Source organism: Pseudomonas lalkuanensis (genome assembly GCF_008807375.1).
GTDB classification, from domain to species: Bacteria; Pseudomonadota; Gammaproteobacteria; order Pseudomonadales; family Pseudomonadaceae; genus Metapseudomonas; species Metapseudomonas lalkuanensis.
On record NZ_CP043311.1, the window covers coordinates 1,629,927 to 1,655,019 of the forward strand.

Annotated in this window: 29 protein-coding genes; 14 read left to right on the forward strand and 15 right to left on the reverse strand. The window is 65.0% G+C overall.

Translation table 11 applies throughout. From position 1 onward, the window contains the following. Nucleotides 1–4 precede the first annotated feature (4 nt). The 3 genes from FXN65_RS07790 to FXN65_RS07800 all read right to left on the reverse strand — a co-directional run bounded on the left by FXN65_RS07790 (nt 5) and on the right by FXN65_RS07800 (nt 1,229). Nucleotides 5–559 (reverse strand): magnesium transporter, encoded by a 555-nt coding sequence (locus tag FXN65_RS07790; RefSeq protein ID WP_151132514.1) that lies wholly within the window; start codon nt 557–559, stop codon nt 5–7. A 190-nt stretch (nt 560–749) separates the two neighbouring features. After that, a complete protein-coding gene (locus FXN65_RS07795) occupies nt 750–929 on the reverse strand; it encodes a hypothetical protein (RefSeq protein WP_028626729.1) in 180 nt (59 codons plus the stop codon). Nucleotides 930–1,019: 90 nt separating this feature from the next. Next, nucleotides 1,020–1,229 carry a cold-shock protein gene (locus tag FXN65_RS07800; protein ID WP_151132515.1) on the reverse strand — a complete coding sequence of 70 codons (210 nt, stop codon included), beginning with the start codon at nt 1,227–1,229 and terminating at the stop codon, nt 1,020–1,022. A gap of 572 nt (nt 1,230–1,801) precedes the next feature. Here FXN65_RS07800 and FXN65_RS07805 point away from each other — a divergent pair. Then, entirely contained in the window at nt 1,802–2,875 is a 1,074-nt protein-coding gene (locus FXN65_RS07805; protein WP_151132516.1) for a GGDEF domain-containing protein, read from the forward strand. Here the strand turns inward: FXN65_RS07805 and FXN65_RS07810 are convergent. Continuing rightward, entirely contained in the window at nt 2,863–3,777 is a 915-nt protein-coding gene (locus tag FXN65_RS07810; RefSeq protein WP_151132517.1) for a LysR family transcriptional regulator, read from the reverse strand. The two genes, FXN65_RS07805 and FXN65_RS07810, sit on opposite strands and share 13 nt — an antisense overlap. Before the next feature lie 130 nt (nt 3,778–3,907). Here FXN65_RS07810 and FXN65_RS07815 point away from each other — a divergent pair, with 130 nt between their 5' ends. Further along, complete coding sequence (locus tag FXN65_RS07815; RefSeq protein WP_151132518.1) at nt 3,908–4,666, forward strand: SDR family NAD(P)-dependent oxidoreductase; 759 nt, start codon at nt 3,908–3,910, stop codon at nt 4,664–4,666. 288 nt (nt 4,667–4,954) lie between these two features. Then, a complete protein-coding gene (locus FXN65_RS07820) occupies nt 4,955–5,827 on the forward strand; it encodes a universal stress protein (RefSeq protein ID WP_178119284.1) in 873 nt (290 codons plus the stop codon). A gap of 48 nt (nt 5,828–5,875) precedes the next feature. Here FXN65_RS07820 and FXN65_RS28405 read toward each other — a convergent pair whose 3' ends face one another. Then, the gene (locus FXN65_RS28405) at nt 5,876–6,007 is read right to left on the reverse strand and encodes a hypothetical protein (protein ID WP_263399190.1); all 132 of its coding nucleotides are present in this window, start codon (nt 6,005–6,007) and stop codon (nt 5,876–5,878) included. 250 nt (nt 6,008–6,257) lie between these two features. Here FXN65_RS28405 and FXN65_RS07825 point away from each other — a divergent pair, with 250 nt between their 5' ends. From FXN65_RS07825 to FXN65_RS07835, 3 genes are all read left to right on the forward strand, one after another. Next, nucleotides 6,258–7,025, forward strand: coding sequence for a PP2C family protein-serine/threonine phosphatase (locus FXN65_RS07825; RefSeq protein WP_151132520.1), 768 nt, complete (start codon nt 6,258–6,260; stop codon nt 7,023–7,025). Nucleotides 7,026–7,029: 4 nt separating this feature from the next. Then, nucleotides 7,030–8,565, forward strand: coding sequence for a serine/threonine-protein kinase (locus FXN65_RS07830; protein WP_151132521.1), 1,536 nt, complete (start codon nt 7,030–7,032; stop codon nt 8,563–8,565). Nucleotides 8,566–8,640: 75 nt separating this feature from the next. After that, nucleotides 8,641–9,480, forward strand: a complete 840-nt coding sequence (locus tag FXN65_RS07835) for an FHA domain-containing protein (protein WP_151132522.1) — start codon at nt 8,641–8,643, stop codon at nt 9,478–9,480. Nucleotides 9,481–9,600: 120 nt separating this feature from the next. Here FXN65_RS07835 and FXN65_RS07840 read toward each other — a convergent pair whose 3' ends face one another. Then, nucleotides 9,601–10,191, reverse strand: a complete 591-nt coding sequence (locus FXN65_RS07840) for an NAD(P)H-dependent oxidoreductase (RefSeq protein WP_151132523.1) — start codon at nt 10,189–10,191, stop codon at nt 9,601–9,603. A 160-nt stretch (nt 10,192–10,351) separates the two neighbouring features. Here FXN65_RS07840 and FXN65_RS07845 point away from each other — a divergent pair, with 160 nt between their 5' ends. Then, entirely contained in the window at nt 10,352–10,666 is a 315-nt protein-coding gene (locus FXN65_RS07845; RefSeq protein ID WP_151132524.1) for a putative quinol monooxygenase, read from the forward strand. Here FXN65_RS07845 and FXN65_RS07850 read toward each other — a convergent pair. After that, nucleotides 10,663–11,427: an alpha/beta hydrolase gene (locus tag FXN65_RS07850; RefSeq protein WP_151132525.1), complete on the reverse strand. Its 765-nt coding sequence runs from the start codon at nt 11,425–11,427 to the stop codon at nt 10,663–10,665. The two genes, FXN65_RS07845 and FXN65_RS07850, sit on opposite strands and share 4 nt — an antisense overlap. Before the next feature lie 45 nt (nt 11,428–11,472). After that, a complete protein-coding gene (locus tag FXN65_RS07855) occupies nt 11,473–12,261 on the reverse strand; it encodes an SDR family NAD(P)-dependent oxidoreductase (RefSeq protein WP_151132526.1) in 789 nt (262 codons plus the stop codon). A gap of 174 nt (nt 12,262–12,435) precedes the next feature. Here FXN65_RS07855 and FXN65_RS07860 point away from each other — a divergent pair, with 174 nt between their 5' ends. Beyond that, a complete protein-coding gene (locus FXN65_RS07860; protein WP_151132527.1) occupies nt 12,436–12,759 on the forward strand; it encodes a carboxymuconolactone decarboxylase family protein in 324 nt (107 codons plus the stop codon). A 116-nt stretch (nt 12,760–12,875) separates the two neighbouring features. Here FXN65_RS07860 and FXN65_RS07865 read toward each other — a convergent pair whose 3' ends face one another. Both FXN65_RS07865 and FXN65_RS07870 read right to left on the reverse strand, forming a co-directional pair. Next, nucleotides 12,876–14,723: an ABCB family ABC transporter ATP-binding protein/permease gene (locus tag FXN65_RS07865; RefSeq protein ID WP_151132528.1), complete on the reverse strand. Its 1,848-nt coding sequence runs from the start codon at nt 14,721–14,723 to the stop codon at nt 12,876–12,878. A 74-nt stretch (nt 14,724–14,797) separates the two neighbouring features. Then, nucleotides 14,798–15,715 (reverse strand): LysR family transcriptional regulator, encoded by a 918-nt coding sequence (locus FXN65_RS07870; protein ID WP_151132529.1) that lies wholly within the window; start codon nt 15,713–15,715, stop codon nt 14,798–14,800. Between the two features lie 96 nt (nt 15,716–15,811). Here FXN65_RS07870 and FXN65_RS07875 point away from each other — a divergent pair, with 96 nt between their 5' ends. Then, nucleotides 15,812–16,117, forward strand: coding sequence for a putative quinol monooxygenase (locus FXN65_RS07875; RefSeq protein ID WP_151132530.1), 306 nt, complete (start codon nt 15,812–15,814; stop codon nt 16,115–16,117). 15 nt (nt 16,118–16,132) lie between these two features. Next, on the forward strand, nt 16,133–16,981 hold the full coding sequence (locus FXN65_RS07880; RefSeq protein WP_151132531.1) for a type 1 glutamine amidotransferase domain-containing protein: 849 nt from the start codon (nt 16,133–16,135) through the stop codon (nt 16,979–16,981). 79 nt (nt 16,982–17,060) lie between these two features. On the opposite strand, the gene FXN65_RS07885 is transcribed toward FXN65_RS07880, so the two are convergent. Continuing rightward, the gene (locus FXN65_RS07885; protein WP_151132532.1) at nt 17,061–17,498 is read right to left on the reverse strand and encodes an Lrp/AsnC family transcriptional regulator; all 438 of its coding nucleotides are present in this window, start codon (nt 17,496–17,498) and stop codon (nt 17,061–17,063) included. A gap of 132 nt (nt 17,499–17,630) precedes the next feature. Here FXN65_RS07885 and FXN65_RS07890 point away from each other — a divergent pair, with 132 nt between their 5' ends. Next, entirely contained in the window at nt 17,631–18,530 is a 900-nt protein-coding gene (locus tag FXN65_RS07890) for a DMT family transporter (RefSeq protein ID WP_151132533.1), read from the forward strand. Nucleotides 18,531–18,624: 94 nt separating this feature from the next. Here FXN65_RS07890 and FXN65_RS07895 read toward each other — a convergent pair whose 3' ends face one another. The 3 genes from FXN65_RS07895 to FXN65_RS07905 form a co-directional block, all read right to left on the reverse strand. Further along, nucleotides 18,625–18,876, reverse strand: a complete 252-nt coding sequence (locus FXN65_RS07895) for a hypothetical protein (RefSeq protein ID WP_151132534.1) — start codon at nt 18,874–18,876, stop codon at nt 18,625–18,627. Further along, a complete protein-coding gene (locus tag FXN65_RS07900) occupies nt 18,854–19,558 on the reverse strand; it encodes a YebC/PmpR family DNA-binding transcriptional regulator (RefSeq protein WP_151132535.1) in 705 nt (234 codons plus the stop codon). Before FXN65_RS07900 ends, FXN65_RS07895 begins: the two co-directional genes overlap by 23 nt. A gap of 202 nt (nt 19,559–19,760) precedes the next feature. Continuing rightward, nucleotides 19,761–20,246, reverse strand: coding sequence for a YbhB/YbcL family Raf kinase inhibitor-like protein (locus FXN65_RS07905; RefSeq protein WP_151132536.1), 486 nt, complete (start codon nt 20,244–20,246; stop codon nt 19,761–19,763). A gap of 211 nt (nt 20,247–20,457) precedes the next feature. Here FXN65_RS07905 and FXN65_RS07910 point away from each other — a divergent pair, with 211 nt between their 5' ends. Both FXN65_RS07910 and FXN65_RS07915 read left to right on the forward strand, forming a co-directional pair. Then, on the forward strand, nt 20,458–21,207 hold the full coding sequence (locus FXN65_RS07910) for a TIGR01458 family HAD-type hydrolase (RefSeq protein WP_151132537.1): 750 nt from the start codon (nt 20,458–20,460) through the stop codon (nt 21,205–21,207). A 141-nt stretch (nt 21,208–21,348) separates the two neighbouring features. Then, complete coding sequence (locus FXN65_RS07915) at nt 21,349–23,115, forward strand: sensor domain-containing diguanylate cyclase (RefSeq protein WP_151132538.1); 1,767 nt, start codon at nt 21,349–21,351, stop codon at nt 23,113–23,115. Nucleotides 23,116–23,370: 255 nt separating this feature from the next. On the opposite strand, the gene FXN65_RS07920 is transcribed toward FXN65_RS07915, so the two are convergent. Next, nucleotides 23,371–24,351: a GlxA family transcriptional regulator gene (locus FXN65_RS07920; protein ID WP_151132539.1), complete on the reverse strand. Its 981-nt coding sequence runs from the start codon at nt 24,349–24,351 to the stop codon at nt 23,371–23,373. A 105-nt stretch (nt 24,352–24,456) separates the two neighbouring features. Here FXN65_RS07920 and FXN65_RS07925 point away from each other — a divergent pair, with 105 nt between their 5' ends. Continuing rightward, nucleotides 24,457–25,014: a cysteine hydrolase family protein gene (locus FXN65_RS07925; protein WP_151132540.1), complete on the forward strand. Its 558-nt coding sequence runs from the start codon at nt 24,457–24,459 to the stop codon at nt 25,012–25,014. The last annotated feature ends 79 nt before the right edge of the window (nt 25,015–25,093 follow it).

Below are 25,093 nucleotides of genomic sequence, written 5' to 3' on the forward strand. Positions count from 1 at the left end.
TGGATCACATCATCTTGCGCCACTGATGCAGGCGGTGCTGCAGGCCTTCGGCCCAGTCCGGCGTGGCTTGGCCGGTGCCGGCGGTCCTGAGCATCGGGTGGTGGCTGACGACACTGGCGAGAATGGCTTCCTGGGTCGGTTTCACATCGACGAAGAACACATGCTTGCCTTCTTCCAGGGTGCGCTGGAAACGCTTCACTACGGCGTTGGGTGTCTGGATTCCGAACAGGCTGCCTTCCCAGACGCTGAAGCCGAACAGGGCGATGGCGAGGAAGATGAAAGGTATCCAGCCGGCGGCCGTGCCGGTCCAGCCACTGAACCAGGCCACCAGCATCACCAGCGCCGCCAGGGCGATGCCAATGCCGACGCCGACCATGCCGGAGTGGACCATGTCGCGCTTCATCACGGAGGACACGTCGTGGAGGTGGTAGTGCTCGACGTCGGCATCGCGTTCGCTGAGCACGTGGATCTGCTCATGATCGATACCCTGGGCTTCGAGCTCGTCTTCTACCCTTTCCAGGTCTTTGAGGTTGTCGCTGATGTAGTAGTGCCGCTGCATGGGACACCTCCCATCTGGCTGGCGCCGGGCCCCCTTCCGGCCGTTACCCCCGGTTCCGGCCGCTGGCGGCCTGAAGGGAAGTTTAGCGTGGCGGGTCTTGTGGCAAGCGGCATCCGCCCATCGGCAGGGCGGAGCGTTGGCGCCGGGGGCCAGGTCGCGTGCCTGACCACCCGTTGGCGCCAGGAAGGTCTTACTTGTTGCCGATGCGGATATGGCGGCTCGGCGCGACCTGGGCGCTGACGCCCTTGGCGATCTCCTGGATCTCGCCACCCTTGTTCAGGAAGGCGGCAATCTGGGCTTCCAGGGCTTCGCTGCTGGTGGTGGCTGCCGGCGGCTTGGGGGTGCTGCTGTGGGAAGTCTTGATGCGCATTTCACTTTCTCTGTACGTAGTGGCCGGGGGGCCATTTAAAACCACTGAAAAAAAAACCGGCCCGAAGGCCGGTTCTTTTTCGGCTCGTGCTTACAGCACTTGCACTTCGTCGGCCTGCATGCCTTTCTGGCCCTGCACGGCGATGAAGGAAACCTTCTGGCCTTCCTTCAGGCTCTTGAAGCCGGCGCTTTGGATGGAACGGTAGTGAACGAACAGATCCGGGCCGTTATCGGTGGTAATGAAGCCGTAGCCCTTTTCATCGTTGAACCACTTGACGGTGCCGGTTTGGCGCTCGGACATTTGAATGTCTCCTAGAAACTGAATTATTGCTGGGCCGGATCGTTCCAGCCTGTCACTGAGTGCAGAAAGTCGGCAACCGATGAAGAGGGGACCGCTAAAGTACAGACCGTTTCCCGGTGACACATGCATCACAGCGCTCGACACAATACCTGTGCTTTCGAGGAATGCCTAACCTTTTATTCGCCGGCCGTCAGTTCGCCCCGCCAAAGCGCCAGCGCAAACCCCGTGCAACGACTGGCCGACCGATGGATCAGCACCCGCGGGGGACGCACCGGGAAGTGGACGGAGCGGCGAACCCTTTACCGGTATGCACGTCCAGCCCGCCCTGCCTTTTCCTGGGGGTAGCAACGGCATCCAGAGATTGCGCTGCAGGCGTACGCGGCACGAGCTCTCGAAACGCCACTGCAGGGTGTGCCATGTGCGCACCGGTTCGGCACCAGATGGGCCTGATACCGTTGGTGCGCGTGGCGCACGCCTACAGGCGTTGGATTGTTGGGGGCGATTTCAATCGCGAATGAATTCGCCCCTGCAACGGGTGAACTAGGCTCCTTGAGTCGCCACCGGAGGGCCCTATGTTCCGCACAGTCGAATCCCAGCTGTCCCGTCTGGCCGTTACCGCCGAACTCAGGGCGGAGTTCCTGCAATACGACTTCGAGCGGTTGCGCACCTTCTGCATGTTGGTGTTCAGCATCAGTATCGTGCTCTGGTTTGTCTTCGACCTGGTGGTGAGCTTCGAGGGAGGGCAGGGCTTCACCATCAAGTCCATCTACTTCCTGGCGCTGCTCGGCGGCCTGACCTGCTGCGTGCCCTTCATTCGCAAGGCGGGGCATTTCTATCTGCTCAACCTCGCCTTCGTAACGGTCTACTGCCTGGGCGCGCGGCTGGTGATCGACGGCATTCCGCCTGATCTCCAGCCACTCTGGCTGACGCTCACCGCCTCCAGCATCATCTTCCTCGCCTCGGTGCTGCCGCAGAGCAACTTCAGCTTCTTTGCCGTGCTGGTGTTGAGCTGGGTGCTGCTCAATCCGTTCTTTCGCGACGTCCCGGTGCTGGAGCTCAAGGGCACCCTGATCCTGTTCTATGTGCTCGTCTTTTCCGCCCTGACCGTCTATACCCATCTGCGTCTGCGCCAGGGCAAGCTGCACAACTACCTGATGGCCAAGCTGCTGCTGGAGCAGGCCTATATCGATGCGCTGACCCAGATCCCCAACCGCCGCGCCTTCATGACCCGCACCGCCGCTCGCCTGGAGAAGTCCGCGCCGGGGCAGCTCCGTTATCTGGCCATGGTGGATATCGACTTCTTCAAGAAGATCAACGACAGCTTCGGCCATGACATCGGCGACGAAGTGCTGCAGCGGGTCGCCGGGAACATCCGCGACGCGATGGGGGCTTTCGAGTTCGCCCGCCTGGGCGGTGAAGAGTTCGGTGTCTATCTCTGGGAGCTGTCGCCGGAGGAGGCCTGGCAATGCATGGACAAGTTGCTGCGCGCGGTGCGTGAAACGCCCTCTGCGCATCCCGCCACTATCAGCGTCGGCCTCGCCAGGCTGGCCGATGGCGACAGCATCAACCAGGCGCTGATCAAGGCCGACCAGGCGCTCTACGAGTCCAAGCACAATGGGCGCGACCGCTGCACCTACGCACCCTGAGGCCAGGGCGCTGCCTGTTCCCGCACTACCTGTTCCAGCCAATCCAAGAAGGCCCGCACGCGCCGGGGCAGGCGCCGGTGGGCATAGAGCAGCGTGGCTTCCAGCGGCGGTGCCTGGTAGTCCGGCAGCAGGGCTACCAGCTCGCCGCTCTGCAGGTATTCGCGCACGCCGTGCAGCGGCACCTGGATCAGCCCGAGACCACCCAGGCAGGCAGCGCTGTAGGCCTCGGCGTTGTTCACCGTCACGCTGCCGGCCATCGGCAGGCATTGCACTTGGTCGCCAACCAGGTATTCGAACCCGGGCGGCCGGCTGCCCAGCACCGACACGTAGTGCACCAGCCGGTGCCGGGCGAGGTCCTCCAGCGTGCGCGGCACGCCATGGACCGCCAGGTAGTCGCGGCTGGCGACGTTGACCAGCGGAAAGCCGCCCAGGGAACGCGCCACCAGGGAGGTGTCCAGCAGCGGCCCTGCCCGCAGCACCAGGTCGAAGCCCTCACGCACCAGGTCCACCCGGCGGTCGGTGCTGCTGACTTCAATTTCCACGCCCGGATGCCGGCCGGTGAACTCGGCCAGGCGCGGCATCACCACCTTGCGTGCCAGCACGGTGGGCATGTCCACGCGGATGCGGCCGGCCAGGGTGGTAGCGTCTTCGCGGAACAGGCCTTCCAGCTCGTCCATCTGAGCCAGCAGTTCGCGGCTGCGCTCGTAGAACAGCAGGCCGTCCTGGGTCGCCTGCACCCGCCGCGTGGTGCGTTGCAGCAACCGTGCGCCGAGCAGGTCTTCCAGGGCCTGTACCTGGTCGGAAACAGTGGAGCGGGGCAGGCCGAGGCTGTCGGCGGCTTGGGTGAAACTTGACAGCTCGCTGACCCGTACGAAGGTTTTCAATAGCTCCAGCTTGTTCATCCGTGTGGCGCCTCCTTCCGGATTGTTCGATTGAGCCGATCAGTGCTTCCGAGATCAGCATATTTATCGCATATGAACCGGACAATAAGCTCCTCACCACTCCCCACCCACTGCATCCAGGAGCACAGCAATGACCCGCAAGATCGCACTCATCACCGGCGCCAGCCGCGGCCTCGGCAAAAGCATGGCGCAGCACCTGGCGGCTCAGGGCATCGACATCATCGGCACCTACCACAGCAAGCTGGAAGACGCTGAATCCCTCAGCCGCGAGATCATGGACCTCGGCGGTCACGCCGCCATGCTGCAGCTGGATGTGAGCAAGAGCGTCACTTTCGACGGCTTTGCCGCCAGCCTGGCGCGCCTGCTGAAGAACGAGTTCGGCCGCGACAACTTCGACTTCCTGGTGAACAACGCCGGCATCGGCATCCACGCGAGCTTCGCCGAAACCACCGAAGAGCAGTTCGACCAACTGGTGAACGTCCAGCTCAAGGGACCGTTCTTCCTCACCCAGAAACTGCTGCCGCTGATCGCCGATGGCGGTCGCATTCTCAATATTTCCACCGGGCTGGCCCGCTTCACCCTGCCGGGCTATGCCGCCTACGCGGCGATGAAGGGCGGTATCGAAGTGCTGACCCGCTACCAGGCCAAGGAACTGGGCGCGCGAGGTATTTCGGTGAACGTGCTGGCACCCGGCGCTATCGAGACCGACTTCGGCGGTGGCGTGGTGCGTGACAACTCCCAGGTCAATGCCTTCATCGCCAGCAACACCGCACTGGGGCGCGTCGGCCTGCCGGAAGACATCGGCGCTGCGGTGGCCATGCTGCTCTCCGATGCCGGTCGCTGGATCAACGGCCAGCGCGTGGAGGCGTCGGGCGGGATGTTCCTCTAACACCAGTGGCCACGGATGGTCGACAGGATCGGCTGCAACTCCGGGTTGCCTGCAGAGGCGGAGCAGCGATGCCCGCCTCGCACCTTTATTCCGCCAGTAGCGCGGCTTAGCACCAATCGGGCTTTACCGTGCGATGACCTGCCTTGCCCAGGCCTGCCTGGTGGCCATACTCCTTGCCTGATCCCATTGTTCCGAAGACACAGGTCCCCCGACGGCGGGGGACCTGTGCCGCATTCAAACAAGAAAGGTCCGCCCGCAAGAGCGTTTCAGCACAGGAGGACGATTGCCATGCGCTCGATCGAGAAGATCCTCGTCGTCATTCCCGCCGAACCTGGTTCCCCGGCCCTTGAACGGGGGCTGCAACTTGCCCAGAAGCTCGGCGCCCATCTCCACCTGCTGCTCTGTGACCCGAACGATGGCTCCTCGGGGCTGCTCGACCAGTATCTGGTCGGCTTGCTGCGGGCGGGCGTGCGTGCCCGTGGCGAAGTGGCGCGGGTGGCCTTCGAGCGGGCCAGCAGTCAAGTCCTGGAGGTCTGCCGGTCCCAGGAATGCGACCTGGTGATCAAGCAGCACCGTCCCTCCGGGCGGCTGAGCCAGCTGTTGATGACCCCCGACGACTGGCACCTGCTGCGGCAGGTTCCCACGCCGCTGTTCCTGATCCGCAGCAGCCTGACCTGGGAAGGCGGCACCATTCTGGCCGGCATGGACGTCGAGCATCAGGACGCGGCTCACGTGGCGCTGCAGGGCAGCGTGATGGAGCACGCCAACTTCCTCTGCGACCTGTTCGAAGCGGATCTCCATGTGGTCAGCGCCTATTCATCCACGCGTTTGCCCCAGGCCGACCCGGAGCAGACCTTCGGCCAGGTCGCCGCGCGTCATTGCCAGGAGAAATGCCGCTGGTTCATGGACGAGTACGAGCTGCCCGAGCATCGCCTGCACCTCGGCGAAGGGCCGGCCAGGGAACTGATTCCGCGGGTCGCCCACGAGTTCGAGGCGGCACTGACTGTGCTGGGCACCGTCGCCCGTCAGGGGGTGGCCGGTGCGTTGGTGGGCAATACGGCCGAGGCCGTGCTCGATCGCCTGGACGGCGATCTGCTGGTGCTCAAGCCGAACGCCGCGTCGCTGGACGACGTGGTGCCCAGCGGCCATCGTGCGGCCTGAAAGACAACGCCCTCCATCGAGGAGGGCGTTTTCGTGCTACCGGGCGTCTCAAGGATTCGGAGCATGGCTGCCGAGCAGGCCCGCGCCGGATTTCTTGCTGCGCTTGGCCATGCGTTTTTCCTGGAGGGTTTTCTGAGGCTTTTTCTTCGCCTCGCGTTTTGAATCGAGACCTTTGCTCATGGCGGTGACCTCCGCGAGAGGGTGAATGGGTCAGCGCATCCCTGCCTTGAAGCGCTCAATGGCCATTACCACCTCCTGGGCTGCATGAGCCTGTGGTTAGCGAATCCGATGCAATCAGCATAGCCCCGCCGCGGCCGGCCGTAGGGCCTCGCAAATCCTCGACTGCTTAACACTTCATGCGCCAGGCAGTGACAGCGCCGGGTGGGCGCCGCATCATGCAGGGTTATCGCTGGACTGAAGTAGGAACCCCATGTCCGAGCTCCTGGGATACGCCGCGCAATCGATTACCGGTTGCGTGCGTGAACACAACGAAGATGCGCTGCTCTGCGCCCCCGAACTGGGGCTCTGGGCGGTGGCTGACGGTATGGGTGGTCATCAGCGCGGCGAAGTGGCCAGTGCGGTGGCGGTGGCGACCCTGCGCGAGGGCGTGGCGTCCGGGCAGGGCCTCGACAATGCCGTGCAGGCGGCCCATGAAGCGGTGATCGCGGCGGCATCGGGTTCCGGAATGGGCACTACCCTGGTGGCAGTGAAATTCGACGGAGCGGCATTCGACCTGGCCTGGGCTGGCGATAGCCGCGCCTACCGGGTGAGCGCTGGCGACATCGTCCGGCTTAGCCACGACCACAGCCTGGTGCAAGCACTGATAGATGCCGGCCAACTGAGCCCGAAACAGGCACGCCGCCATCCCCAGCGCAACGTGGTGACCCAGTGCCTCGGCCAGGAGCACCAGGCCCTGGACGTCGGCCACGTACAGGGCCGCCTGGCCCCTGGAGAGCTGTTGTTGCTCTGCAGCGACGGCCTCAGCGGCGAACTGGAGGATGGACAGATCCAGGCCCAGTGCGCCCGCGCCGACACCCTCGACGAGCTGGTGACGCGCTTGCTGGAGCAAGCCTGCGATGCCGGCGGTCGGGACAATATCTCCTGTATCGTCATTGGCCTCGTGTCGCCGGAAACCTCTTCGGTGGCACAAAGGTCCAATTCGTTCCTGAGCCGGTTGCTCAAATCCCGAAGACCCTGAACCCATGACCGACAATCTTCTCGATATCCCCGGCTACCTCGTGCACGGACGCCTGGGCAAGGGCGGGATGGCCGAGGTTTACCTCGCCACCCAGGAATCCCTCAACCGCAAGGTGGCGGTGAAGGTGCTGGACAGGCTGGACGACGAAGCCTTCATCGACCGCTTCTTCAGGGAGGCGCGCATGCTCGCGTCCCTGCGCCATCCGTCCATCGTCACCATCCATGACATCGACCGGCTGCCCGACGGTCGGCCCTATCTCGCCATGGAATTCCTCTCCGGCGGCGATCTCGGCCGGTACAAGGGCCAGGTGCTGGAACCCCTGGAAGCGCTGCGGATCGTCCGGCAGATCGCCGGAGCCCTGGCGGTGGTACACGACAAGGGGCTGGTTCACCGCGACATCAAGCCGGCCAACATCCTCTTTCGCGACGACGGCACGGCGGTGCTGACCGACTTCGGCATTGCCAAGGACCTGGAACTGGACACCGAGCTGACCCAGTTCAACGTCGCCGTCGGCAGCCCGGCTTACAGCAGCCCGGAGCAGGCCCAGTGCCAGCCGCTGGATGCGCGCAGCGACATCTACAGCCTGGGCGTGATCCTGCTTGAGCTGCTGACTGGCGAGAACCCTTACCGTGGCGCCAACTACGCCGAAACCGTGCTCAACCACGTGCAGATGGACCCGCCGCTGCTGCGCCGCGGGCTGTCCGACTACCAGCACGTGATCGACCGCATGCTGGCCAAGGACCCGGACGAGCGCTTCGCCGATTGCCGCGTGCTGCTGGACAGCCTGACCGAGCTGAGCGACCTCGATCTCGACTTCACCCGCATCGCGCCGGTCGCGCAGCTGGATGGGGCGAGGCTGAAGTCGAAGCCGACATCTGCGGCCCCGAACCGCTTGCGTGGCCTGCTCTGGGGCCTGGCCGGCCTGATGCTGCTGGTGGTATCCACCGGTGGTGGCTACTACGTCGTGCTGCGGATGAAAATCGCCGACCTGCTGGAGCTGGGCGAGCAGCGCCTGGTCGAAGGCAAGCTGGTGGAGCCGGCGGCGGACAATGCCGACTTCTATTTCCACGAGGTGCTTCGCCTGGACAATGACAACGCCCAGGCGGGCGACGGCCTGCAGCGGGTCCTTGCCGCGCGCGTCGCCAATATCCTCACGCTGGCCGAACAGCGCCTGGCCGAGGACAGCCTGCTGCAGCCCGACCAGGACAACGCGGTGTTCTACTTCCAGCAGGTGCTCACCCTGGCTCCGGGCAACGAGCAGGCCCTGGCTGGGCTGGAGAGGGTGGCGCAGCGCTTCGTCGAGCACAGCGAAGCGGCCTACGGCCGTCGCGAATTCGCCCTGGCCCTGGAGTACATCGACGCCGGCCTGCAGGTGGCGCCGACCAACCCGACCCTGCTCGAACTCCGCGCCGTCCACGAGCAGCGGGTGAAAAAGGCCACGCGCGCCTCCACGACCCGGCAGGCCAGGCCGCAGCAGCAGGCGAGGCAGCAGGAAGAGAGCAACCCCATCAAGAAATTCTGGAACCGCCTCTTCAATTAACTGCCAACTCCAGCAAGGTCAAAGTTGCAGGCACATGGCTATCATTGGCCTGTGCCCTGCCTCCAAGGACCCTACATGCTCAGGATTCACTTCGCCGATAACCGCCAGGCGCCCATCTGGCTAGTGGACGAACGCTTCACCATCGGCCAGGACAGCCGCAACAGCCTGGTTCTGACGGAACCGGAGATCAGCCTGTTCCATGCGGAAATCCGCCAGGACCATGGCCAGTACTACCTGAGCGATTGCGGCAGCCCCGGTGGCACCTTCGTCAATGGCGAACGCGTCGGCGCGCGCTTCCAGCTGCGTTCCGACGACCGTGTGCGCATCGGCAACCTCGAACTCCTGCTGGTGGACCCGGCCAAGGCGCGGCCAAAGGCCGAAGCGTCGGCGCGCTGGTTCCTGCAGGTGATCAAGGGCGAGCACGAGGGGCAGAAGTTTCACGTCACCGGCTCCATGAGCTTTGGCCGATCGGTGAAATGCGAGCTGTGCTTCAGCGACCTGGAGCTGTCGCGTCGCCACTGCGAGTTCTTCCTCAAGGACGACGTGCTGGAGGTCAAGGACCTGGCTTCGGCCAACGGCGTGTTCGTCAACCAGCAGAAGGTGAACACCGCCATGCTCCAGCCCGGCGACCAGGTCCGCATGGGCTCGGTGACCCTGCTGGTGATCGGCCCCAAGGTGACGGCGCCCCAGGTGGTGGACGAAGACGCCACGTTGTTCATGCCTGTGGCCCAGCTGCCCAAGGCGTCCGCGCCGCGTACGGCCTCGCGTCAGCCAGTGGCCAACCCGCTGCGGGCGGCGCAGAAGAATGCCGCCCCGGCTGAAACGGCGCGACAGTCGCCAAACAAGGTGTTGATCGGCGTGTTGCTGCTTGTAGTCGCCGCAGCGGCCGCCTTCGCCGGCAAGACGATGCTCTGACCTCCGCTCTTTCGGGACAGCCTGCGATCCTGCAACAGTTCCGTTCGGCCTGCTGAAGGGTGGGCCGCGTTCGGATGAGGGGGAACAGCTGGCACGGAGCTCCAGGAGGCGTGCCGCGAATCAACCCTCGACACCGAACACCTTCGCCAGGTGCTCTTCATAGCGCTGCACATCCGCCGCGATGTTCGGCTGCTTCATCACATCCACGCAGAGGAAGGTGGGCAGGGCGCTCATGCCGAGGAACTGATTGGCCTTGTGGAAGGGGAAGTACACCGCGTCCACGCCCTTGGCCTCGAAGAAGTCGGTGGGATCGTCGAACGCCTGCTGCGGCGCATTCCAGGTCAGCGACAGCATGTACTGCTTGCCCTGGATCAGGCCACCGCTGCCGTACTTCTGCGATGCGTCGGAGCGGGTACGGCCGTCGTTGGCGTAGAGGCTGCCATGACCGGCGGTGAACACCTCGTCCAGGTAGCGCTTCACGGTCCAGGGGGCGCCCATCCACCAGCCGGGCATCTGGTAGATCACCACGTCGGCCCAGAGCATCTTCTGCACTTCTTCGGCCACGTCGTAGCCACCGTCGATGAAGGTTTCCTTCACGTCGTAACCGGCGCGGTCGAAGTAGGCCAGCGCGGCTTCATGCAGGGTGGCGTTGTAGCGGCCGTCGGAGTGGGCGAACTTCTTGCCGCCGTTGAGCAACAGGACTTTTTTCATGGCAGTAGCCTCCGTGATTCGATGTGGCGGCAGACTACCGGCGGCACCCTCGCGGAAAAATCCGCATGGGCGCAATTGATACTTGCTGGAATGTCATGAATTGGAGGCTATGCCTTGAGGTAGGGTTTATAAAACCTTCATTACCCGCAAGGCCATCACCATGACCCAGCCCTACGGCTTCATTCTTCATGCCCACACCCGACCCGAGAAGTCCGACGAGTTCGAGGCGCTGTTCCGCGCCTATGTCGAACCCAGCCGAGCGGAGGAGGGCTGCATCGAGTACCACATGCTGCGGGATGCCCGGGACCCGAGCCTGTTCATCTTCTATGAGGTCTGGCAAAGCCGCGCCCATCTGGATGTCCACAGTGCGCTGCCGCACATGCAGCGCTTCCATGAACAGCGCATGGAATTCCTGCAGCGGGATTTCGAAATCCGCGAGATCGAGATGCTCAGTCCATCCTCGGCCCGCTCCTAGAGCGCGTCGCGGATCAGCCGCAGGTACTCCGGCCGTCCGCCGATGTCGTTGTGCCCCGCGTCGCTGATCACCTCCCGCCGCGCCACCCCTGAACGGAACTGGGCAAAGAGCTTTTCGCTGCTCCAGCGCGGGATCACCTCGTCGTGCCCGGCGACGATCAGCAGGGTGGGAGCTGTGATGGCCGGGGCGTAGCGCCAGGACTCGTACTTGTCCTGCAGCATCCAGCGCAGCGGATAGATCGGGAATTGCCGCTGGGCCAGTTCGAGCACGCTGTTATAGGGCGTGACCAGCACCAGGCGCGCCACCGGACGCTGGCTGGCCAGGCGGATGGCAACGCCGCTGCCCAGGCTGCGGCCGACCACGGCCACCTCGCCGTGCAGGGCATGCACCTTGTCGAACAGCTCAAGGGCGTCGTGCTGGATGGCCTCCTCGGCGGGCTTGCCGGTGCTGTCGCCGAACCCCCGGTAGTGCAGCAGGTAGAGCGCGTGGTCGGGGAAGGCTTCGGCGAAGTCCGGCAGGCTGCGGGAGACATCCTCGGCATTGCCGCCGAAGTAGATCAGCGCCCTGGAACTGGCCAGCGGACGCACGGTGACGACGATCTGCTCATCGGTCACCGGCAGCATCAGCTGCCGGTCCGGGCCGCCAATGGCGCGTGGCTGCGGGAAGTAGATCAGCGAGCGCTGGAACACCAGGAGCAGCACGCCTACGCCCAGGTAGAGCGCAAGCGCGATCAGTACGACACCGACCAGACTGCGACTCATGGCAGTCCAGCCGGCGAAGATCGCCCGATTGCCCTGATCAAGGGCTCAGAACGCCGAACGGACCACGCCACCATCCACCCGCAGGGCCGCGCCAGTGGTGGCGGAGGATGCTTCCGAGCAGACATACACCACCAGGTTGGCGACTTCTTCGGGGGTGGCGAAGCGCCTGATGAGGGAACTGGGGCGCGCGGTCTGGAAGAACTCCTTCTCGAACGCCTTGAACGACTGGCCGCCGGACAGTTTCTCGACGAATTCCTCCACACCTTCGGAACTGGTCGGGCCCGGCAGCACGGAATTGACCGTCACCCCAGTGCCCGCGCAGCTTTCCGCCAGTCCGCGTGACAGGCCGAGCTGGGCGATCTTGGTGACGCCGTAGTGGATCATTTCCACGGGGATCTGCACGCCGCTTTCACTGCTGATGAACACCACCCGGCCCCAGTTCTTCGCCTTCATCTTCGGCAGGTAGGCGCGGGACAGGCGCACGCCGGACATCAGGTTGATGTCGAGGAAGCGCAGCCAGTCCTCGTCCGGGATGTCCTCGAAGGGCTTGGGATCGAAGATGCCCAGGTTGTTCACCAGCACGTCCACTGCCGGGTAGCGTGCCGTCAGGGCACCGATCTGCGCCGGGTCGGCCAGGTCGCCGGCGAAGCCTTCCACCCTGGCCTCCGGTTGCGCCGCGAGCAGCCGGGCAATGGCCTCGTCCACCGAAACCTGTGAGCGTCCGTTGACGATCACCCGCGCACCTTCCCGCGCCAGTCCCTGGGCGATGGCGAAGCCGATGCCCTTGGTCGAACCGGAAACCAGGGCGAGTTTGTTCGAGAGTCTGAAGTCCATCGAGGGAATCTCCGCATGGGAAAAAGCGGCCAGGCATTGCCCGTCTGTTTCCGGGCGAAGAAGCCTGGCACCGAATATCCACGGATTCGGTATAGACGCCCCGAGCGGATTGGCCAGGTTCCCGGGCCGAAAGCTTTCCTAAGCTGAAAGGGCATGTCCCAGCGAGGTGGTCCCATGGAACGCAAACACGGTCTCGATACCTACAAGCGCCTGAAGAAACAGCACCCGGCGTATTTCCAGGCGGTGGAAACCCTCGGCGCCGTGGTGCGCCAGGCCGGCCCCCTGGATGAGCGCAGCCTGCAGCTGATCCAGCTCGCGGCCGCCGCCGCCGTCCACTCCGAAGGCGCCGTCCACAGTCATACCCGCCGCGCCCTGGAAGCCGGCGCCACCCCCGAACAGATCCACCACGCCCTGCTGGCACTGACCAGCACCATCGGCTTCCCAACCGTGGTCGCGGCCCTGAGCTGGGCGGGGGATGTGCTGGACGGCGATGAGTAGGGGCTTTCCGGGTGCCGGATTTGTGTGGGAGCGATTTCAATCGCGATGCAGGTCGAAGTCCTGCCGGGATTCGCGAATGAATTGGCTCCTACAGGGCGATCTGCGCCCGTCACACCTTACGGCGAACCCGCCCCCTCGGGCTCCTGCTGCTGGAGCATCCACATCTGCGCATAGGTGCCACCGGCTTCGAGCAATTCGCGGTGGGTGCCTTTTTCGAGCACGCGGCCGGCGTCGAGCACGAGGATCTGGTCGGCATCCATCACGGTGGACAGACGGTGGGCGATGACCAGGGTGGTGCGGCCGACCTGGATGCGGTCCAGCGCGGTCTGGATGGCCTTTTCCGACTTGGAATCCAGGGCTGAGGTGGCTTCGTCGAAGATCAGGATGGCCGGGTTCTTCAGCAGGGCGCGCGCGATGGCTACGCGTTGCTTCTCGCCGCCGGAAAGCTTGAGGCCGCGCTCGCCGACCTGCGTTTCGTAGCCGTCGGGCAGGCGCAGGATGAAGTCGTGGATATGTGCGGCGCGGGCGGCAGCCTCCACTTCTTCGCGGCTGGCGCCAGGGCGGCCGTAGCTGATGTTGTAGTAGATGGTGTCGTTGAATAGCACCGTGTCCTGGGGAACGATGCCGATGGCGCTGCGCACCGAGCCCTGGGTCAGTTCGCGCAGGTCCTTGCCGTCGATGCGGATGTGCCCGGCGTCGATGTCGTAGAAGCGGTAGAGCAGGCGGGCGAGGGTGGATTTGCCCGAGCCGGAATGGCCGACCACCGCCACCGTGCCACCTGGGGGAATCTCGAAGTCCACGCCGTGGAGGATTTCCCGGCGCGGGTCGTAGCCGAAGTGCACATTCTCGAAGCGCACGCGCGGGCGGCTGGTCTGCAGCGCGATGGCGCCGGGGGCGTCCTGTACGTCCTGGCGTTCGTCGAGCAGACCGAACAGGCGCTCCATGTTGGTCAGCGCCTGTTTCACCTCGCGGTACATCATCCCCAGCATGAACAGCGGCGCGGAGAGCTGCAGCAGGTAGGTATTCACCAGCACCAGGTCGCCGATGGTCAGTTCGCCGGCCACCACGCCGGCGGCCGCGCGCCACATCATCGCGGTGACGCCGATGGCGACGATGGAGGTCTGGCCCAGGTTGAGCAGCGCCAGGGACTTGGTGGCCTTGACCCGCGCGTTCTCCAGGAAGCGCAGGTTCTCGTCGTAGCGCGCCGACTCGTGGGCTTCGTTGTTGAAGTACTTCACCGTCTCGTAGTTGAGCAGCGAGTCCACCGCGCGCTCGTTGGCTCGGGTGTCCGCTTCCACGGCCGCGCGGTAATAGCGGGTGCGCCATTCGGTGACGGCGAAGGTCCAGAGACCGTAGGCCACCAGGGTGCCGAGGGTGATGAAGGCGAAGCCCCAGTCATAGGCCCAGACCAGCACGACAGTGACCAGCAGCACCTCCAGCAGGGTCGGCACTATGGTGTAGAGCGTCCAGTCCAGCAGGTCGGAGATGGCGCTGCCGCCGCGCTCGACGTCCCGCGCTACGCCGCCGGTGCGGCGACCGAGGTGGAACTTCAGGCTGAGCCCGTGCAGGTGCTGGAACACCTTCAGGGTGATCTGCCGCGAGGCGCGGGCCATCACGCGGGCGAACACCACCTGGCGCAATTCGGTGAACAGGGTGACGCCGATGCGCGAAGCGCCATAGGCCAGCAGCAGCGCTACCGGCAGCATCAGCAGGCTGGGCTCGACGTTGAGCTGGTCGACGATCTGCTTGAGGGCGATGGGTACGTAGAGGTTGGCCAGCTTGGCTGCGACGATCAGGCCCAGGGCCAGGGCGATGCGGCCCACGTATGGCCGCAGGTACGGCAACAGGGTGGCGATCACCGCGGCATCGCCACGGGAGCCAGCCTTGCGCGCGAGGGGCGCGGAACCGTCGTTCCTGCTGTCGACCGCGTCCTGCGGCGTCGGGTTGTTGTCCAGGGCTGCCATCGCCCACCTGCCTTCTGTTACGGAGATGTGGCGACGATACTCCAGTGCCGGGGAAGGCGCGAAGCGAGTCGTGGCTATCGCTGCAGGGAATCGGCCACCCGTTGTACTTGCTGACGGAACCAACGGCGCAACCGATCGGCGTCGGTGCGCTCATGCCAGATCTGCATCAGTTCAATCCTGGGCAGTGCCAGGGGCAGGGGGTGCATGTGCAGGTCCGGATCGCGCTCCACCGCCTCTTCGGCCAGCGAGCGCAGGCAGGTGAGCAGCAGGTCGGTCCCCCGGATCAGCCGGGTGGGCGCGATGAAGCTGGACAGCCCTGCGGCTATCCGGCGACTCAGTCCCCTGGCTTGCAAGGCTCGGTCCACCAGGCCGTCAAGGTCGCCAGTGAGGGTGGTGAGCAGGTGCTCGCACGCGAGGAAGGCGTTCAGATCCATGCCATGGGCCAGGTGCGCGTTCTCCCGGGAGGCCAGCACCACGAAGTCCTCGCTCAGCAGCCGTTGCTGATGGAAGGTATCTGGCAGGTCGGTATAGAACCCGGCGATAGCCAGGTCGCAGGTGCCTTTTTCCAGTTCTTCCCGGGGAAGCTGGCCCCGCGTGTTATGGGTGATCAGCACGAGGTTCGGCGCCTGGCTGCGCAGGATCGGCAACAGCCCGGGCAGCAGCGTCTGCTCCATGTAGTCGGTGCTGTAAAGGTGCAGCCGCTCGGCGCGGGCAAGGAAATCGCGGCCGTCGCAAAGGTCGTAGAAGGCCTCCAGTTCGCCCACCAGGCTTTGCACCTTGGGCGCCAGCTCATGGGCGCGCGGCGTAGGTGTCAGGCCTCGCGGCGCTCGCACGAACAGTGGATCGCCGAACTGGTGGCGTAGCTTGTTCAGCTTGTGGCTCAGTGCTGGCTGGCTCAGTGCCATGCGCTCGGCCGCCAATGAGGCGTTGCGTTCCTGGTAGAGCACGTGAAAGACCAGCAGCAGGTTCAGGTCCTTCTTGGTGATATTCATTTCTTGGATATCAGGAATAAGAGCTTTCGAATTATCGAATCTTAATGCCTTGCCTAGGATGGCGGCCACTGATGCCGTTGAATCCCAGGAGGTCCCATGACCATCAGCCTCTTCGCGACCATCAACCCAATGCCTGAACACCGCGATGCGGTCGAGCAGGCACTGCGCGAGATGGTTGAACGATCCCGTGCCGAACCCGGCAACCTGCGTTATGACCTGTTCGTCGGTGAGGGCGAAACACTCGCCTTCCACTTGTTCGAGCTGTACATCGACGAGGCCGCCGTCGAGGCCCATCGCCAGAGCGAGCACTATCAGGCTTATCGCACCGCCACTCTCGACTGGCTGGCAGCCCCCACTGAAGTACGCCTTGCCCGTCCGCTGGATGTGGCGCCGTTCAACTGATCCGGAGTTTCCCCCATGACCAAGGTTTCCACCCTGGCGCTGGCCTTCGCTGGCGCGATGCTGGCCGGCACCGCCATCGCGGCACCCAAGGGCGAGGTGCTGGTGCTGCTCTCCAGCGAGAACCAGTTGCCGCTCAAGGATGGCAAGCAGTACCCCACCGGTTTCTATCTCAACGAGTTCGGTGTGCCTGCCGACCATTTACTGAAGGCCGGCTACCAACTGGTACTGGTGACCCCCAGGGGTAACGCGCCGAGCGTTGACGAGCGTTCCATCGATCCGCAGTACTTCGGTGGTGATGAAGCGGAAATGAAGCGCATTCAGACGGTCGTCGAAGGGTTACCGGGCATTCAAGACAGCCTGTCGCTGAAGGAAGTCCTTGCCAATGATCTGGATCGCTACGCGGGGCTGCTGATTCCCGGCGGCCATGCCCCCCTGATCGATCTGGCCAACAACCCTGAGGTGGGCACGTTGCTGCGTCACTTCCACCAGGCCGGCAAGCCCACTGCAGCCATCTGCCACGGGCCTATCGCGCTGCTCTCGGCCCAGGACGACCCCGTGGGCTATCAGGCCGCGCTGGCTCGTGGTGAAAAGCCGGCGGCCAGCAATTGGCTCTACCAGGGTTACCGCATGACCATCTTTGCCGATCCGGAAGAGCAGGTGTTCGAGAGCTCGCTAAATGGGGATCGCATCCTCTTCTATCCGGCCAACGCGATGGCGGGAGCGGGTGGAGAGATGGGCTACGGCAAGGCGTGGTCGCCCAACGTGGTGGTCGATCGCGAACTGATCACCGGGCAGAACCCATTCTCCGACCATGCGTTGGCCAAGGCGCTGGTGGAAAAACTGGAGGCCAGGAAGGGGGAGTGAAGCGCCGCGTCGCGGAAGCGACCGAGTTCGCCCCGCGACGCCTTGGGATCTGGCGCCACTACGCGGCCTGCACATGTCGTCACGCCATCGGCGGCAGCCGGCGTTTCACCGGGGTCTTCTTGACGATGGCGGTGCTGGTTTCGGCATGGACATTGATGCGGTCGAGCAGGGTGTCCAGCTGTTCCATGGAACGCACGCAGAGGCGCGCGATGAAGCAGTCGTCGCCGGTCACCTTGTCGCATTCGGTGAACTCCGGAATCTCCTGGATCTTGCGTTCCACCACCTGCAACTGGCCGGGCAGGGGGCGGATGCGGACGATGGCCTGGAACTGGTAGCCGAAGGCCTTCGGGTCCACCTCCACCGTGTAGCCGGCGAGCACGCCGCGTTCCTCCAGCTTGCGCAGCCGCTCCGCCACGCTGGGGGAGGAGAGGCCGCTGATCTGCGCCAGGGCCTTGAGGGAGCGGCGGGAGTCTTCCATCAGCGCGGAAATCAGCAACTGGTCGATATCGTCGGTCATGGCTGTCTCGTTAGGTGAATGGATGAAAGTGCCTTGATAGTAAAGGTAGTAGCCAAAGGATGCCTTCGCTTTCGCATGGAATTGGCCTGATCTGGCTCGTCATACTGTGCCCCCATGCAGAGGAGCCCAATCATGGACAAATCAATTCATCGCGGTTCGTTGGAAATGGTCGCCGCCATGCTCATCTCCGGCACCATCGGTTGGCTGGTGATGCTTTCCGGGCTGCCGGTGCTGGATGTGGTGTTCTGGCGCTGCCTGTTCGGCGCGGCAGCCCTGCTGGTCATCTGCGTTTTCATGGGCTTCCTGCGGCCCGGCATCCTGACCCGCACCACCTTCCTCCTGGCAGTACTCAGCGGCGTGGCCATCGTCGGCAACTGGGTGCTGCTGTTCGCTTCGTATTCGCGGGCGTCCATCTCCATCGGCACGGCGATCTACAACGTCCAGCCGTTCATGCTGGTTGGGCTGGCGGCGCTGTTCCTTGGCGAGCAGATCACGGCACGCAAGATCGGCTGGCTGGTGGTGTCATTTGCCGGGATGCTGGCCATCGTCAGTGCCCATGGCGGGCAGGGCGAGGGGGGCGGCGACTACCTGGTGGGCATCGCCCTGGCGCTGGGAGCGGCACTGCTCTATGCCGTCGCCGCGTTGATCATCAAATGGCTGGGCGGGGTACCGCCGCACCTGATCGCGCTGATCCAGGTCTGCACCGGCGTGCTGCTGCTGGCGCCCATGGCCAACCTGTCGAGCCTGCCCCAGGGCAGCGATACCTGGTCGATCCTGCTGACCCTCGGCGTGGTCCACACCGGTGTGATGTACGTGCTGCTCTATGGCGCGATCCAGAAACTGCCGACTGCCATGACCGGCGCGCTGTCGTTCATCTACCCGATCGCGGCGATCTTCGTCGACTGGTTCGCCTTCGGCCGACACCTCGAACTGCTGCAGTGGGTGGGCGTGGCGGCCATCCTCGTCGCGGCGCTGGGCATGCAGCAGGGGTGGGGCTTCAACCTGCGCCGGGCGGTACAGGCTCAATCGTAGGCTGGCGCCAGGCGAAGCGCGGCCCAACGATTGGTTCGATTCCCGCATCGTTGGGCTTCGCTGTGCTCAGTCGCAACCTGCGGGCGCGATGTGCTCAATGCACTTCTTTGGAAGCCTGGCCGAACTGGCGGTCTGCCGTGCTCAGGCGTTCCAGTTCGCGGCGCACCATGCTGGCGAACGCCGAAGGCTTGAGGTGGTAGAGCTCGGTGGCGACCCAGGCCAGCCAGCGCGGGCCCATGGCCTCGCGCTGCGCCAGCAGGCGCAACGCTTCGGCACGGGCCTGCTCGGCGTGTTCCTGGTGGAACTGCCGGCGGCTCTGGGGCTCAGTCGACTTGCAGGCCGACATAGACGTTCTGTACGTCGTCGTGGTTGTCCAGGGCTTCGAGGAAGGCTTCCACTTCCTCCAGTTCGGCGCCGGACAGGCTGACCGGGTTCTTCGCCTTGTAGCCCAGGTTGGCCGACTGCACGGTGAAGCCGAATTCCGGCAGGGCCTTGCACACGGCGTCCAGGTCAGTCGGATCGGTGTAGAACAGGGTGGCGCCGTCCTCGGCGGCTTCGAAGTCCTGGGCGCCGGCTTCGATGGCGGCCAGTTCAACGTCCGCGTCGGCGCTGGCCGGCTCGGCCTCGATCATGCCGAGGTGGTCGAAGTCCCAGGACACGGAGCCGGAGGTGCCCAGCTGGCCCTTGCGGAACAGCACGCGCACTTCGGCGACGGTGCGGTTCACGTTGTCGGTCAGGCACTCGACGATCACCGGCACGCGGTGCGGCGCGAAGCCCTCGTAGAGCGTGCGGTCGTAGTTGACCACTTCGCCGGAAAGGCCCGCGCCTTTCTTGATGGCGCGCTCCAGGGTGTCCTTCGGCATGGAGGCTTTCTTGGCCTGGTGCACGGCAAGGCGCAGCTTGGGGTTCATGTCCGGATCGGCGCCGTTACGCGCGGCGATCATGATCTCTTTCACCAGCTTGCCGAAGATCTTCCCTCGGGCGTTGGCGGCGGCTTCTTTAGGTTTGGCTTTCCACTGGGCGCCCATGTCGGCTCTCTCGCAGGTTCGGATTGGAGACGGGCGAGGATTCTACTGGGGCGGCGGGGGCGGCTGCCAGTTGGCTCGTCGGGTTGCCGCGCGACGGATGCCTCGTGCACCAGCTGCGCGACGCCTCTCTGTGGGAGCGATTTCAATCGCGAAAGAACTCGCTCCCACAAGGCCTTGCGGGGCGCGCGACACCCCGTGGAGGCTACCGAGCCTGGCGATGCCGCTGATACCGGCCGATCAGCTCCGCCTGGGCGAGGATGTGTCCGTCCATCGAGTGGATCAGCATCGCCTTGGTAGGGCGGCGCATGTCGGGCAGCGTCTTGTCCAGGGCGTACAGCTTGTGGAAGTAGCGGTGATTGCCGATCGGTGGGCAGGGACCGCCGTATCCCGTGCGTTGCCAGTCGTTCAGCCCTTGCAGGGTGCCCGGCGGCAAGGCGTTGTCCTGCACGCCTTCGGGCAGGATGCCGGCGGTGGGCGGCAGGTTGTAGAGCACCCAGTGGGTCCAGGTCATCTTCGGTGCGTCGGGGTCCGGAGCGTCCGGGTCGTCGACTATCAGCACCAGGCTGCGGGTGCCCGCCGGCGGTTCGGTCCAGATCAGCGGGGGCGAGAGGTCGCGGCCGTCGCAGGTGTGCAGGGCGGGAATCGTCTCGTTGTGGGTGAATGCGGTGGAGCCAAGTCGGAAGGTCATGGCCGTATCTCCCAGGTTGCCAGGTGGATTCAGCAGCTGACCGCAACGGCGACGGCCGTTCCGCCGCCGTTGCTACCTCAAAGCATAGTGAATCGCTTCTGGCGGACGGATGGGGCGGATAGGGCGTGAGGGGCTGCCTAGACTGTTCAGGCACGGACTCCGTGCTCGCCAGGGCTGCGGCCCACCATCCACCTGAGGGTTCGACACGGCCATGCTGCAGGCGGTTCTCCTCGACATCAGTGGCGTCTTGCATGTGGACGACCAGCCCCTGCCGGGCGCGCTGCAAGCGATGCGCCTGCTGCAGGCGCGGGGCGTGCCGCTGCGCCTGATCACCAATACGTCGCGCCAGGGCCGGACGGCGCTCCATCGGCAATTGACAGCGATGGGCTTTGCCGTGGACCCCGAGCAGATCTTCACCGCGCCCCGGGCCGTGCTGCGGCATGTACGGGCCCAGGGTCTGAGACCCTATTGCCTGATCCATCCCGGGCTGGAGGAGGAGTTCGCCGACCTGCTGGACCTGCCCGATCCCAACGCGGTGGTCCTTGGGGATGCGGAGCTGCGCTTCGACTATGCCCACCTCGATCGCGCCTTCCAGTTGCTGGTCGACGGCGCACCGCTGATCTGCATGGGCGACAACCGCTACTTCCGCAGTCAGGGCGCCTTGCACCTGGACGCCGGTCCTTTCGTGCGGGCGCTGGAGTATGCGGCGGGAACCTCGGCGCTGGTGCTGGGCAAGCCTTCCTCTGCCTTCTTCGCCAGCGTGCTGGATGATCTGGGAACCAGCGCGGCGGCCACATTGATGATTGGCGACGATGTGGTTGCCGATGTCCTCGGTGCCCAACAGGCCGGGCTGACCGCCTGCCTGGTACGCACGGGCAAGTACCGCGCGGGCGACGAGGCGCGGGCGCCATCGGCCTGGGTAGCGGCAGATCTGGCTGAAGCGGTAAAACAGTACTGCTGAGCCGGGCGCCGCATGGCGAATTCGCGCAGAGCCCGCTGTAATGGTGATGTGACGCTAGATTGCCATTATGGATAGACTCCACTTCCCCATGAACGATCAGCGCCAGGTGTCGTCCGAAGTCCTGGCACGGCCGGAGCCCGCATGCAGCCGCTGTACTCTCTCAAGGCGTCAGAGAGCGCCAACGATGAGCGATTCGATGGTCTGACCCGCCTGGCCCGGAGCCATTTCGGCGTCATGGCCGCGTTGCTGACGACTGGCGCCGGGGAGAGCCAGCAGGTCCGGACCTGCGATGGCCTGGCCCTGGGCAACGCCTCCGGAATCTATCCCCCGGACCTCGTCTGGCGCCGCACCGACACGCTGCTCGTGGTGCCCGATGCCCATCGCGATGCACGCTTCCGCGAACATTACCTGGTGATGGCGTCGCCCCATGTGCGCTTTCTCGCCGCCTGCCCGCTGCGGGCTCCGGACGGGGCGATATTCGGCACGATGTGCCTGCTGCACGACCAGCCGCGCGAGCTGGACCTGACCCAGCAGCAGGTGTTCCGCGAGCTGGCCGGGATTGCCGCCAGCCTGTTGGCGCGGGAGCAGGCGGACGCCCATCTGGAACAGGAACTGGGTGCGCTGCGCGTGAGCGAAAGGCGCATGGCCCTGGCCATCGCCGGAAGCGGCACCGGCATCTGGGACCGCAACGCGGTTACTGGCGAAATACACTATTCCAGCGGCTGGAAGGCATTGCTGGGCTACGCCGACCACGAAGTGGGCAATCGTATCGAGGAAAGCTACACGCGCGTCCATCCGGCGGACCTGGACTATGTCAAGGCGACCATCCAGGCCCACTTCGAGCAACGAACCGAGTCGTACGAGGTTGAACATCGCCTGCGCTGCAAGGACGGCAGCTACAAGTGGGTGTGCAGCCGGGGCAAGGTCGTCGAGCGTGATGCGGCCGGCAAGCCATTGCGCATGATCGGTACGACCACCGACATCACCGCCATGCGCTTGATGTCTGAACAGGTGCAGCAGACCGCGGCGCTGATGACCGACCTGACCAACGAGATTCCGGGGATGGCCTTCCAGTATCGGCGCCTGCCGGACGGTCGATCCTGTTTTTCCTATGTCAGTGCCGGGGTTCGGGACATCTACGGGTTGACCCCGGAACAGTTGGCGGACAACGAAGAGGCATTGCTGGGGATCATCCACCCGGACGACCTGGGCCGTTACCACGCGTCCTTCGATGACTCGGCACGCTCGCTGACGCCCTGGCGCCTGGAGTACCGGGTGCGATTGCCAGGACGAGGCGACTCCTGGCGGCAAGGCGATGCACGCCCCAGGCGGCTGGACGACGGCAGCCTGGTCTGGCACGGCTTCATCACCGATGTGACCGAGCGCAAGCAGATCGAAGCCGAACTGCAGGTTTTCGCCACCACGGACTCCCTGACCCAGCTGTCCAACCGTCGGCACTTCATGCAGCAACTCGATGCCGAGCTGGCCCGGGTGCAGCGCACGGCAGGCCACTGCGCGACGATCCTGATGTTCGACCTGGATCACTTCAAGGCGATCAACGACCAATGGGGGCATTCCGTGGGCGACCAGGCGCTGCGGCATTTCGCGGCGATCCTCTGCTCGCAGCTGCGCAAGACCGACGCAGCGGGGCGGATGGGGGGCGAGGAGTTCGCGGTGGTGCTGAGCGATGCCGGCATTGACCAGGCCGTGATCTTTGCCCGGCGCATCCAGAGCGAACTCGCCAATGCGCCCGTGCTGCTCGCCGATGCACGAATCCCGCTGGCCGTCAGCGTCGGCATCGCCGCCATCAATGCCTCGGATGTGAACACCGAAACCACGTTGTCGCGCAGCGACATGGCGCTGTACCGCGCCAAGCGGGGCGGTCGCAACCGAATCGAGTGCCATTGATACAAGTCGTTCGGGCTGGGTGATTCGAGTCCGTTTCCCTTCTGAGAAGCGGTCGCCGTTTCCGGATTGAAAGCGCCTCGACGTCGTCATGGGGCGCCGGCCAGGTTTGTGACGATTCGATGACTCGGGCTAGCAGGATGAAACTGATCCGGTAGGGGGCGCCGTGCGCACCAACTGCAGGAGCCATCTGCGAAGGTCCTGAGGGGATAGGCACCGCAGGTGCTCAACTAGCGATGCACACCTGGCTTCGTTCCATCAGCCTTCCCCCAGGCTCCTGCGCCCGAACCGCCGCCGATAATCCGTGGGCGACAATCCCACCATCCTGTTGAACACCTTCCGGAAGGCTGCCGGGTCCTGGTAGCCGACTTCCCAGGCGATCTGGTCAACTGAGCGGTTGGTGAGTTCCAGCAGCTCGCGGGCCTTGGCCGCGCGCAGTTGCTGGCAGTACTCGGTGGGGCGCAGGCCGGTGGCCTGCTGGAAACGGCGCAGGAAGGTGCGTTCGCCCAGCCCGGCTTCGGCGGCCATGGCGGGGAGGCTGACCTGGCGCGCGTCCTGGCGTTGCAGCCAGCGCTGCACCTTGAGCACCGCCTCGTCGCCGTGGGTGAGGCGCGGGGTGAAGCGGCGGAAGTACTGCTGCGAGTGCCGGGTCAGGTCGAGGGCGAGGAAGCTTGCGGTATTCGCGGCGATGGTTGGGCCCAGCAGGCGGTCCACCAGGGTCAGCCCCAGGTCGGTCCAGGCCATCACGCCCCCGGCGGTGATGATGTCGCCGTCGTCCACCACCAGTTTGTCGGCATCCACCTTCACCTCCGGGTAGCGCTCGCCGAGTTCCTTGGCCAGGCTCCAATGGGTGGTCAGGGGACGGCCGGCGAGCAGTCCGGTCTGGGCCAGCACGAAGGCTCCGGCACACACCGAACAGAGGGTGACGCCGGCTGCGTGCCGCAGGCTGAGCCAGTCGACGAAGGGTTGGAGGGTTTCGGCAGGGGGCAGCGCGCCGATGCAGGGCAGGGCGATCACCACGGCAGGCCGGCTTTCGGCGTCCGGATGGCTGTCCCAGGTGCAGCGGATTTCGCCATCCGCGTTGGCGCTCCAGTGGCGCACCCGCAGGGCGGGAAGGTCGGCATCGGTGTGCTCGGCGGCCAGGCGATTGGCGACCGCGAACAGGTCGGAGAGGCCGTGGGCGGCTGCCAGCTGGGCGCCGGGATAGAGCAGGAGGCCGATCTCCAGCATCGTTTTCATTGTCAGTTTTTCCTGCGAATTTGTCGGTTGCGCCGATCCTCATCCGGCGCCGGGAGGAGCACCTTAGGCCCCACGTCTCCACTCCCACAACCTGAGGTGAAAATCATGAGCAAGCAAGCCGTCATCGTAGTCGACATCCAGAAGGACTATTTCCCCGGTGGCCTGTGGACCCTGAGCGGTGCCGACGCCGCTGCCGACAACGCCGCCCGGATCATCGCCGCCGCCCGTGAGGCAGGCGACCTGGTGGTGCATATCCGCCATGAGTTCACCAGCCCGGAGGCGCCGTTCTTCCGTCCCGGCTCCGAAGGTGCGGAAATCCATCCCAAGGTGCTCAACGCCGACGGCGAGCCTGTGGTCCTGAAGCACTTCGTCAACTCCTTCCGGGAAACCAACCTGAAGGAAATCCTCGACGGCAGCGGCGTAGGCAACCTGATCGTGGTCGGCAGCATGAGCCACATGTGCGTCGACGGCGTCACCCGTGCGGCGGCCGACTTCGGCTACGAGGTCACCGTGATCCATGATGCCTGTGCCACGCGGGACCTGGAGTTCCAGGGCAAGACCATTCCCGCCGCGCAGGTCCATGGCGCGTTCATGGCCGCCCTGGCCTTCGCCTATGCCAAGGTGGTTTCCACCGACGAGTACCTGGCGCAGCAGGCCCGGTAAGGCGACCGCCACGTTCCGCAGGCCGGCTTCGGCCCGCGGACACCGGCAAGCCGAGGGCCCGCCCGGGCCCCGGCGCGAC

What these genes read in the sequence shown, in the direction of transcription:
- FXN65_RS07860 (WP_151132527.1), top strand. Translation starts at nt 12,436, where the DNA reads ATGGAACGCAAACACGGTCTCGATACCTACAAGCGCCTGAAGAAACAG.
- FXN65_RS07805 (WP_151132516.1), top strand. Translation starts at nt 1,802, where the DNA reads ATGTTCCGCACAGTCGAATCCCAGCTGTCCCGTCTGGCCGTTACCGCC.
- FXN65_RS28405 (WP_263399190.1), bottom strand. Translation starts at nt 6,007, where the DNA reads ATGAGCAAAGGTCTCGATTCAAAACGCGAGGCGAAGAAAAAGCCTCAG.
- FXN65_RS07800 (WP_151132515.1), bottom strand. Translation starts at nt 1,229, where the DNA reads ATGTCCGAGCGCCAAACCGGCACCGTCAAGTGGTTCAACGATGAAAAG.
- FXN65_RS07925 (WP_151132540.1), top strand. Translation starts at nt 24,457, where the DNA reads ATGAGCAAGCAAGCCGTCATCGTAGTCGACATCCAGAAGGACTATTTC.
- FXN65_RS07795 (WP_028626729.1), bottom strand. Translation starts at nt 929, where the DNA reads ATGCGCATCAAGACTTCCCACAGCAGCACCCCCAAGCCGCCGGCAGCC.
- FXN65_RS07865 (WP_151132528.1), bottom strand. Translation starts at nt 14,723, where the DNA reads ATGGCAGCCCTGGACAACAACCCGACGCCGCAGGACGCGGTCGACAGC.
- FXN65_RS07900 (WP_151132535.1), bottom strand. Translation starts at nt 19,558, where the DNA reads ATGGGCGCCCAGTGGAAAGCCAAACCTAAAGAAGCCGCCGCCAACGCC.
- FXN65_RS07880 (WP_151132531.1), top strand. Translation starts at nt 16,133, where the DNA reads ATGACCAAGGTTTCCACCCTGGCGCTGGCCTTCGCTGGCGCGATGCTG.
- FXN65_RS07910 (WP_151132537.1), top strand. Translation starts at nt 20,458, where the DNA reads ATGCTGCAGGCGGTTCTCCTCGACATCAGTGGCGTCTTGCATGTGGAC.
- FXN65_RS07825 (WP_151132520.1), top strand. Translation starts at nt 6,258, where the DNA reads ATGTCCGAGCTCCTGGGATACGCCGCGCAATCGATTACCGGTTGCGTG.
- FXN65_RS07920 (WP_151132539.1), bottom strand. Translation starts at nt 24,351, where the DNA reads ATGAAAACGATGCTGGAGATCGGCCTCCTGCTCTATCCCGGCGCCCAG.
- FXN65_RS07870 (WP_151132529.1), bottom strand. Translation starts at nt 15,715, where the DNA reads ATGAATATCACCAAGAAGGACCTGAACCTGCTGCTGGTCTTTCACGTG.
- FXN65_RS07845 (WP_151132524.1), top strand. Translation starts at nt 10,352, where the DNA reads ATGACCCAGCCCTACGGCTTCATTCTTCATGCCCACACCCGACCCGAG.
- FXN65_RS07840 (WP_151132523.1), bottom strand. Translation starts at nt 10,191, where the DNA reads ATGAAAAAAGTCCTGTTGCTCAACGGCGGCAAGAAGTTCGCCCACTCC.
- FXN65_RS07885 (WP_151132532.1), bottom strand. Translation starts at nt 17,498, where the DNA reads ATGACCGACGATATCGACCAGTTGCTGATTTCCGCGCTGATGGAAGAC.
- FXN65_RS07890 (WP_151132533.1), top strand. Translation starts at nt 17,631, where the DNA reads ATGGACAAATCAATTCATCGCGGTTCGTTGGAAATGGTCGCCGCCATG.
- FXN65_RS07810 (WP_151132517.1), bottom strand. Translation starts at nt 3,777, where the DNA reads ATGAACAAGCTGGAGCTATTGAAAACCTTCGTACGGGTCAGCGAGCTG.
- FXN65_RS07905 (WP_151132536.1), bottom strand. Translation starts at nt 20,246, where the DNA reads ATGACCTTCCGACTTGGCTCCACCGCATTCACCCACAACGAGACGATT.
- FXN65_RS07850 (WP_151132525.1), bottom strand. Translation starts at nt 11,427, where the DNA reads ATGAGTCGCAGTCTGGTCGGTGTCGTACTGATCGCGCTTGCGCTCTAC.
- FXN65_RS07875 (WP_151132530.1), top strand. Translation starts at nt 15,812, where the DNA reads ATGACCATCAGCCTCTTCGCGACCATCAACCCAATGCCTGAACACCGC.
- FXN65_RS07820 (WP_178119284.1), top strand. Translation starts at nt 4,955, where the DNA reads ATGCGCTCGATCGAGAAGATCCTCGTCGTCATTCCCGCCGAACCTGGT.
- FXN65_RS07895 (WP_151132534.1), bottom strand. Translation starts at nt 18,876, where the DNA reads ATGTCGGCCTGCAAGTCGACTGAGCCCCAGAGCCGCCGGCAGTTCCAC.
- FXN65_RS07815 (WP_151132518.1), top strand. Translation starts at nt 3,908, where the DNA reads ATGACCCGCAAGATCGCACTCATCACCGGCGCCAGCCGCGGCCTCGGC.
- FXN65_RS07915 (WP_151132538.1), top strand. Translation starts at nt 21,349, where the DNA reads ATGCAGCCGCTGTACTCTCTCAAGGCGTCAGAGAGCGCCAACGATGAG.
- FXN65_RS07830 (WP_151132521.1), top strand. Translation starts at nt 7,030, where the DNA reads ATGACCGACAATCTTCTCGATATCCCCGGCTACCTCGTGCACGGACGC.
- FXN65_RS07855 (WP_151132526.1), bottom strand. Translation starts at nt 12,261, where the DNA reads ATGGACTTCAGACTCTCGAACAAACTCGCCCTGGTTTCCGGTTCGACC.
- FXN65_RS07790 (WP_151132514.1), bottom strand. Translation starts at nt 559, where the DNA reads ATGCAGCGGCACTACTACATCAGCGACAACCTCAAAGACCTGGAAAGG.
- FXN65_RS07835 (WP_151132522.1), top strand. Translation starts at nt 8,641, where the DNA reads ATGCTCAGGATTCACTTCGCCGATAACCGCCAGGCGCCCATCTGGCTA.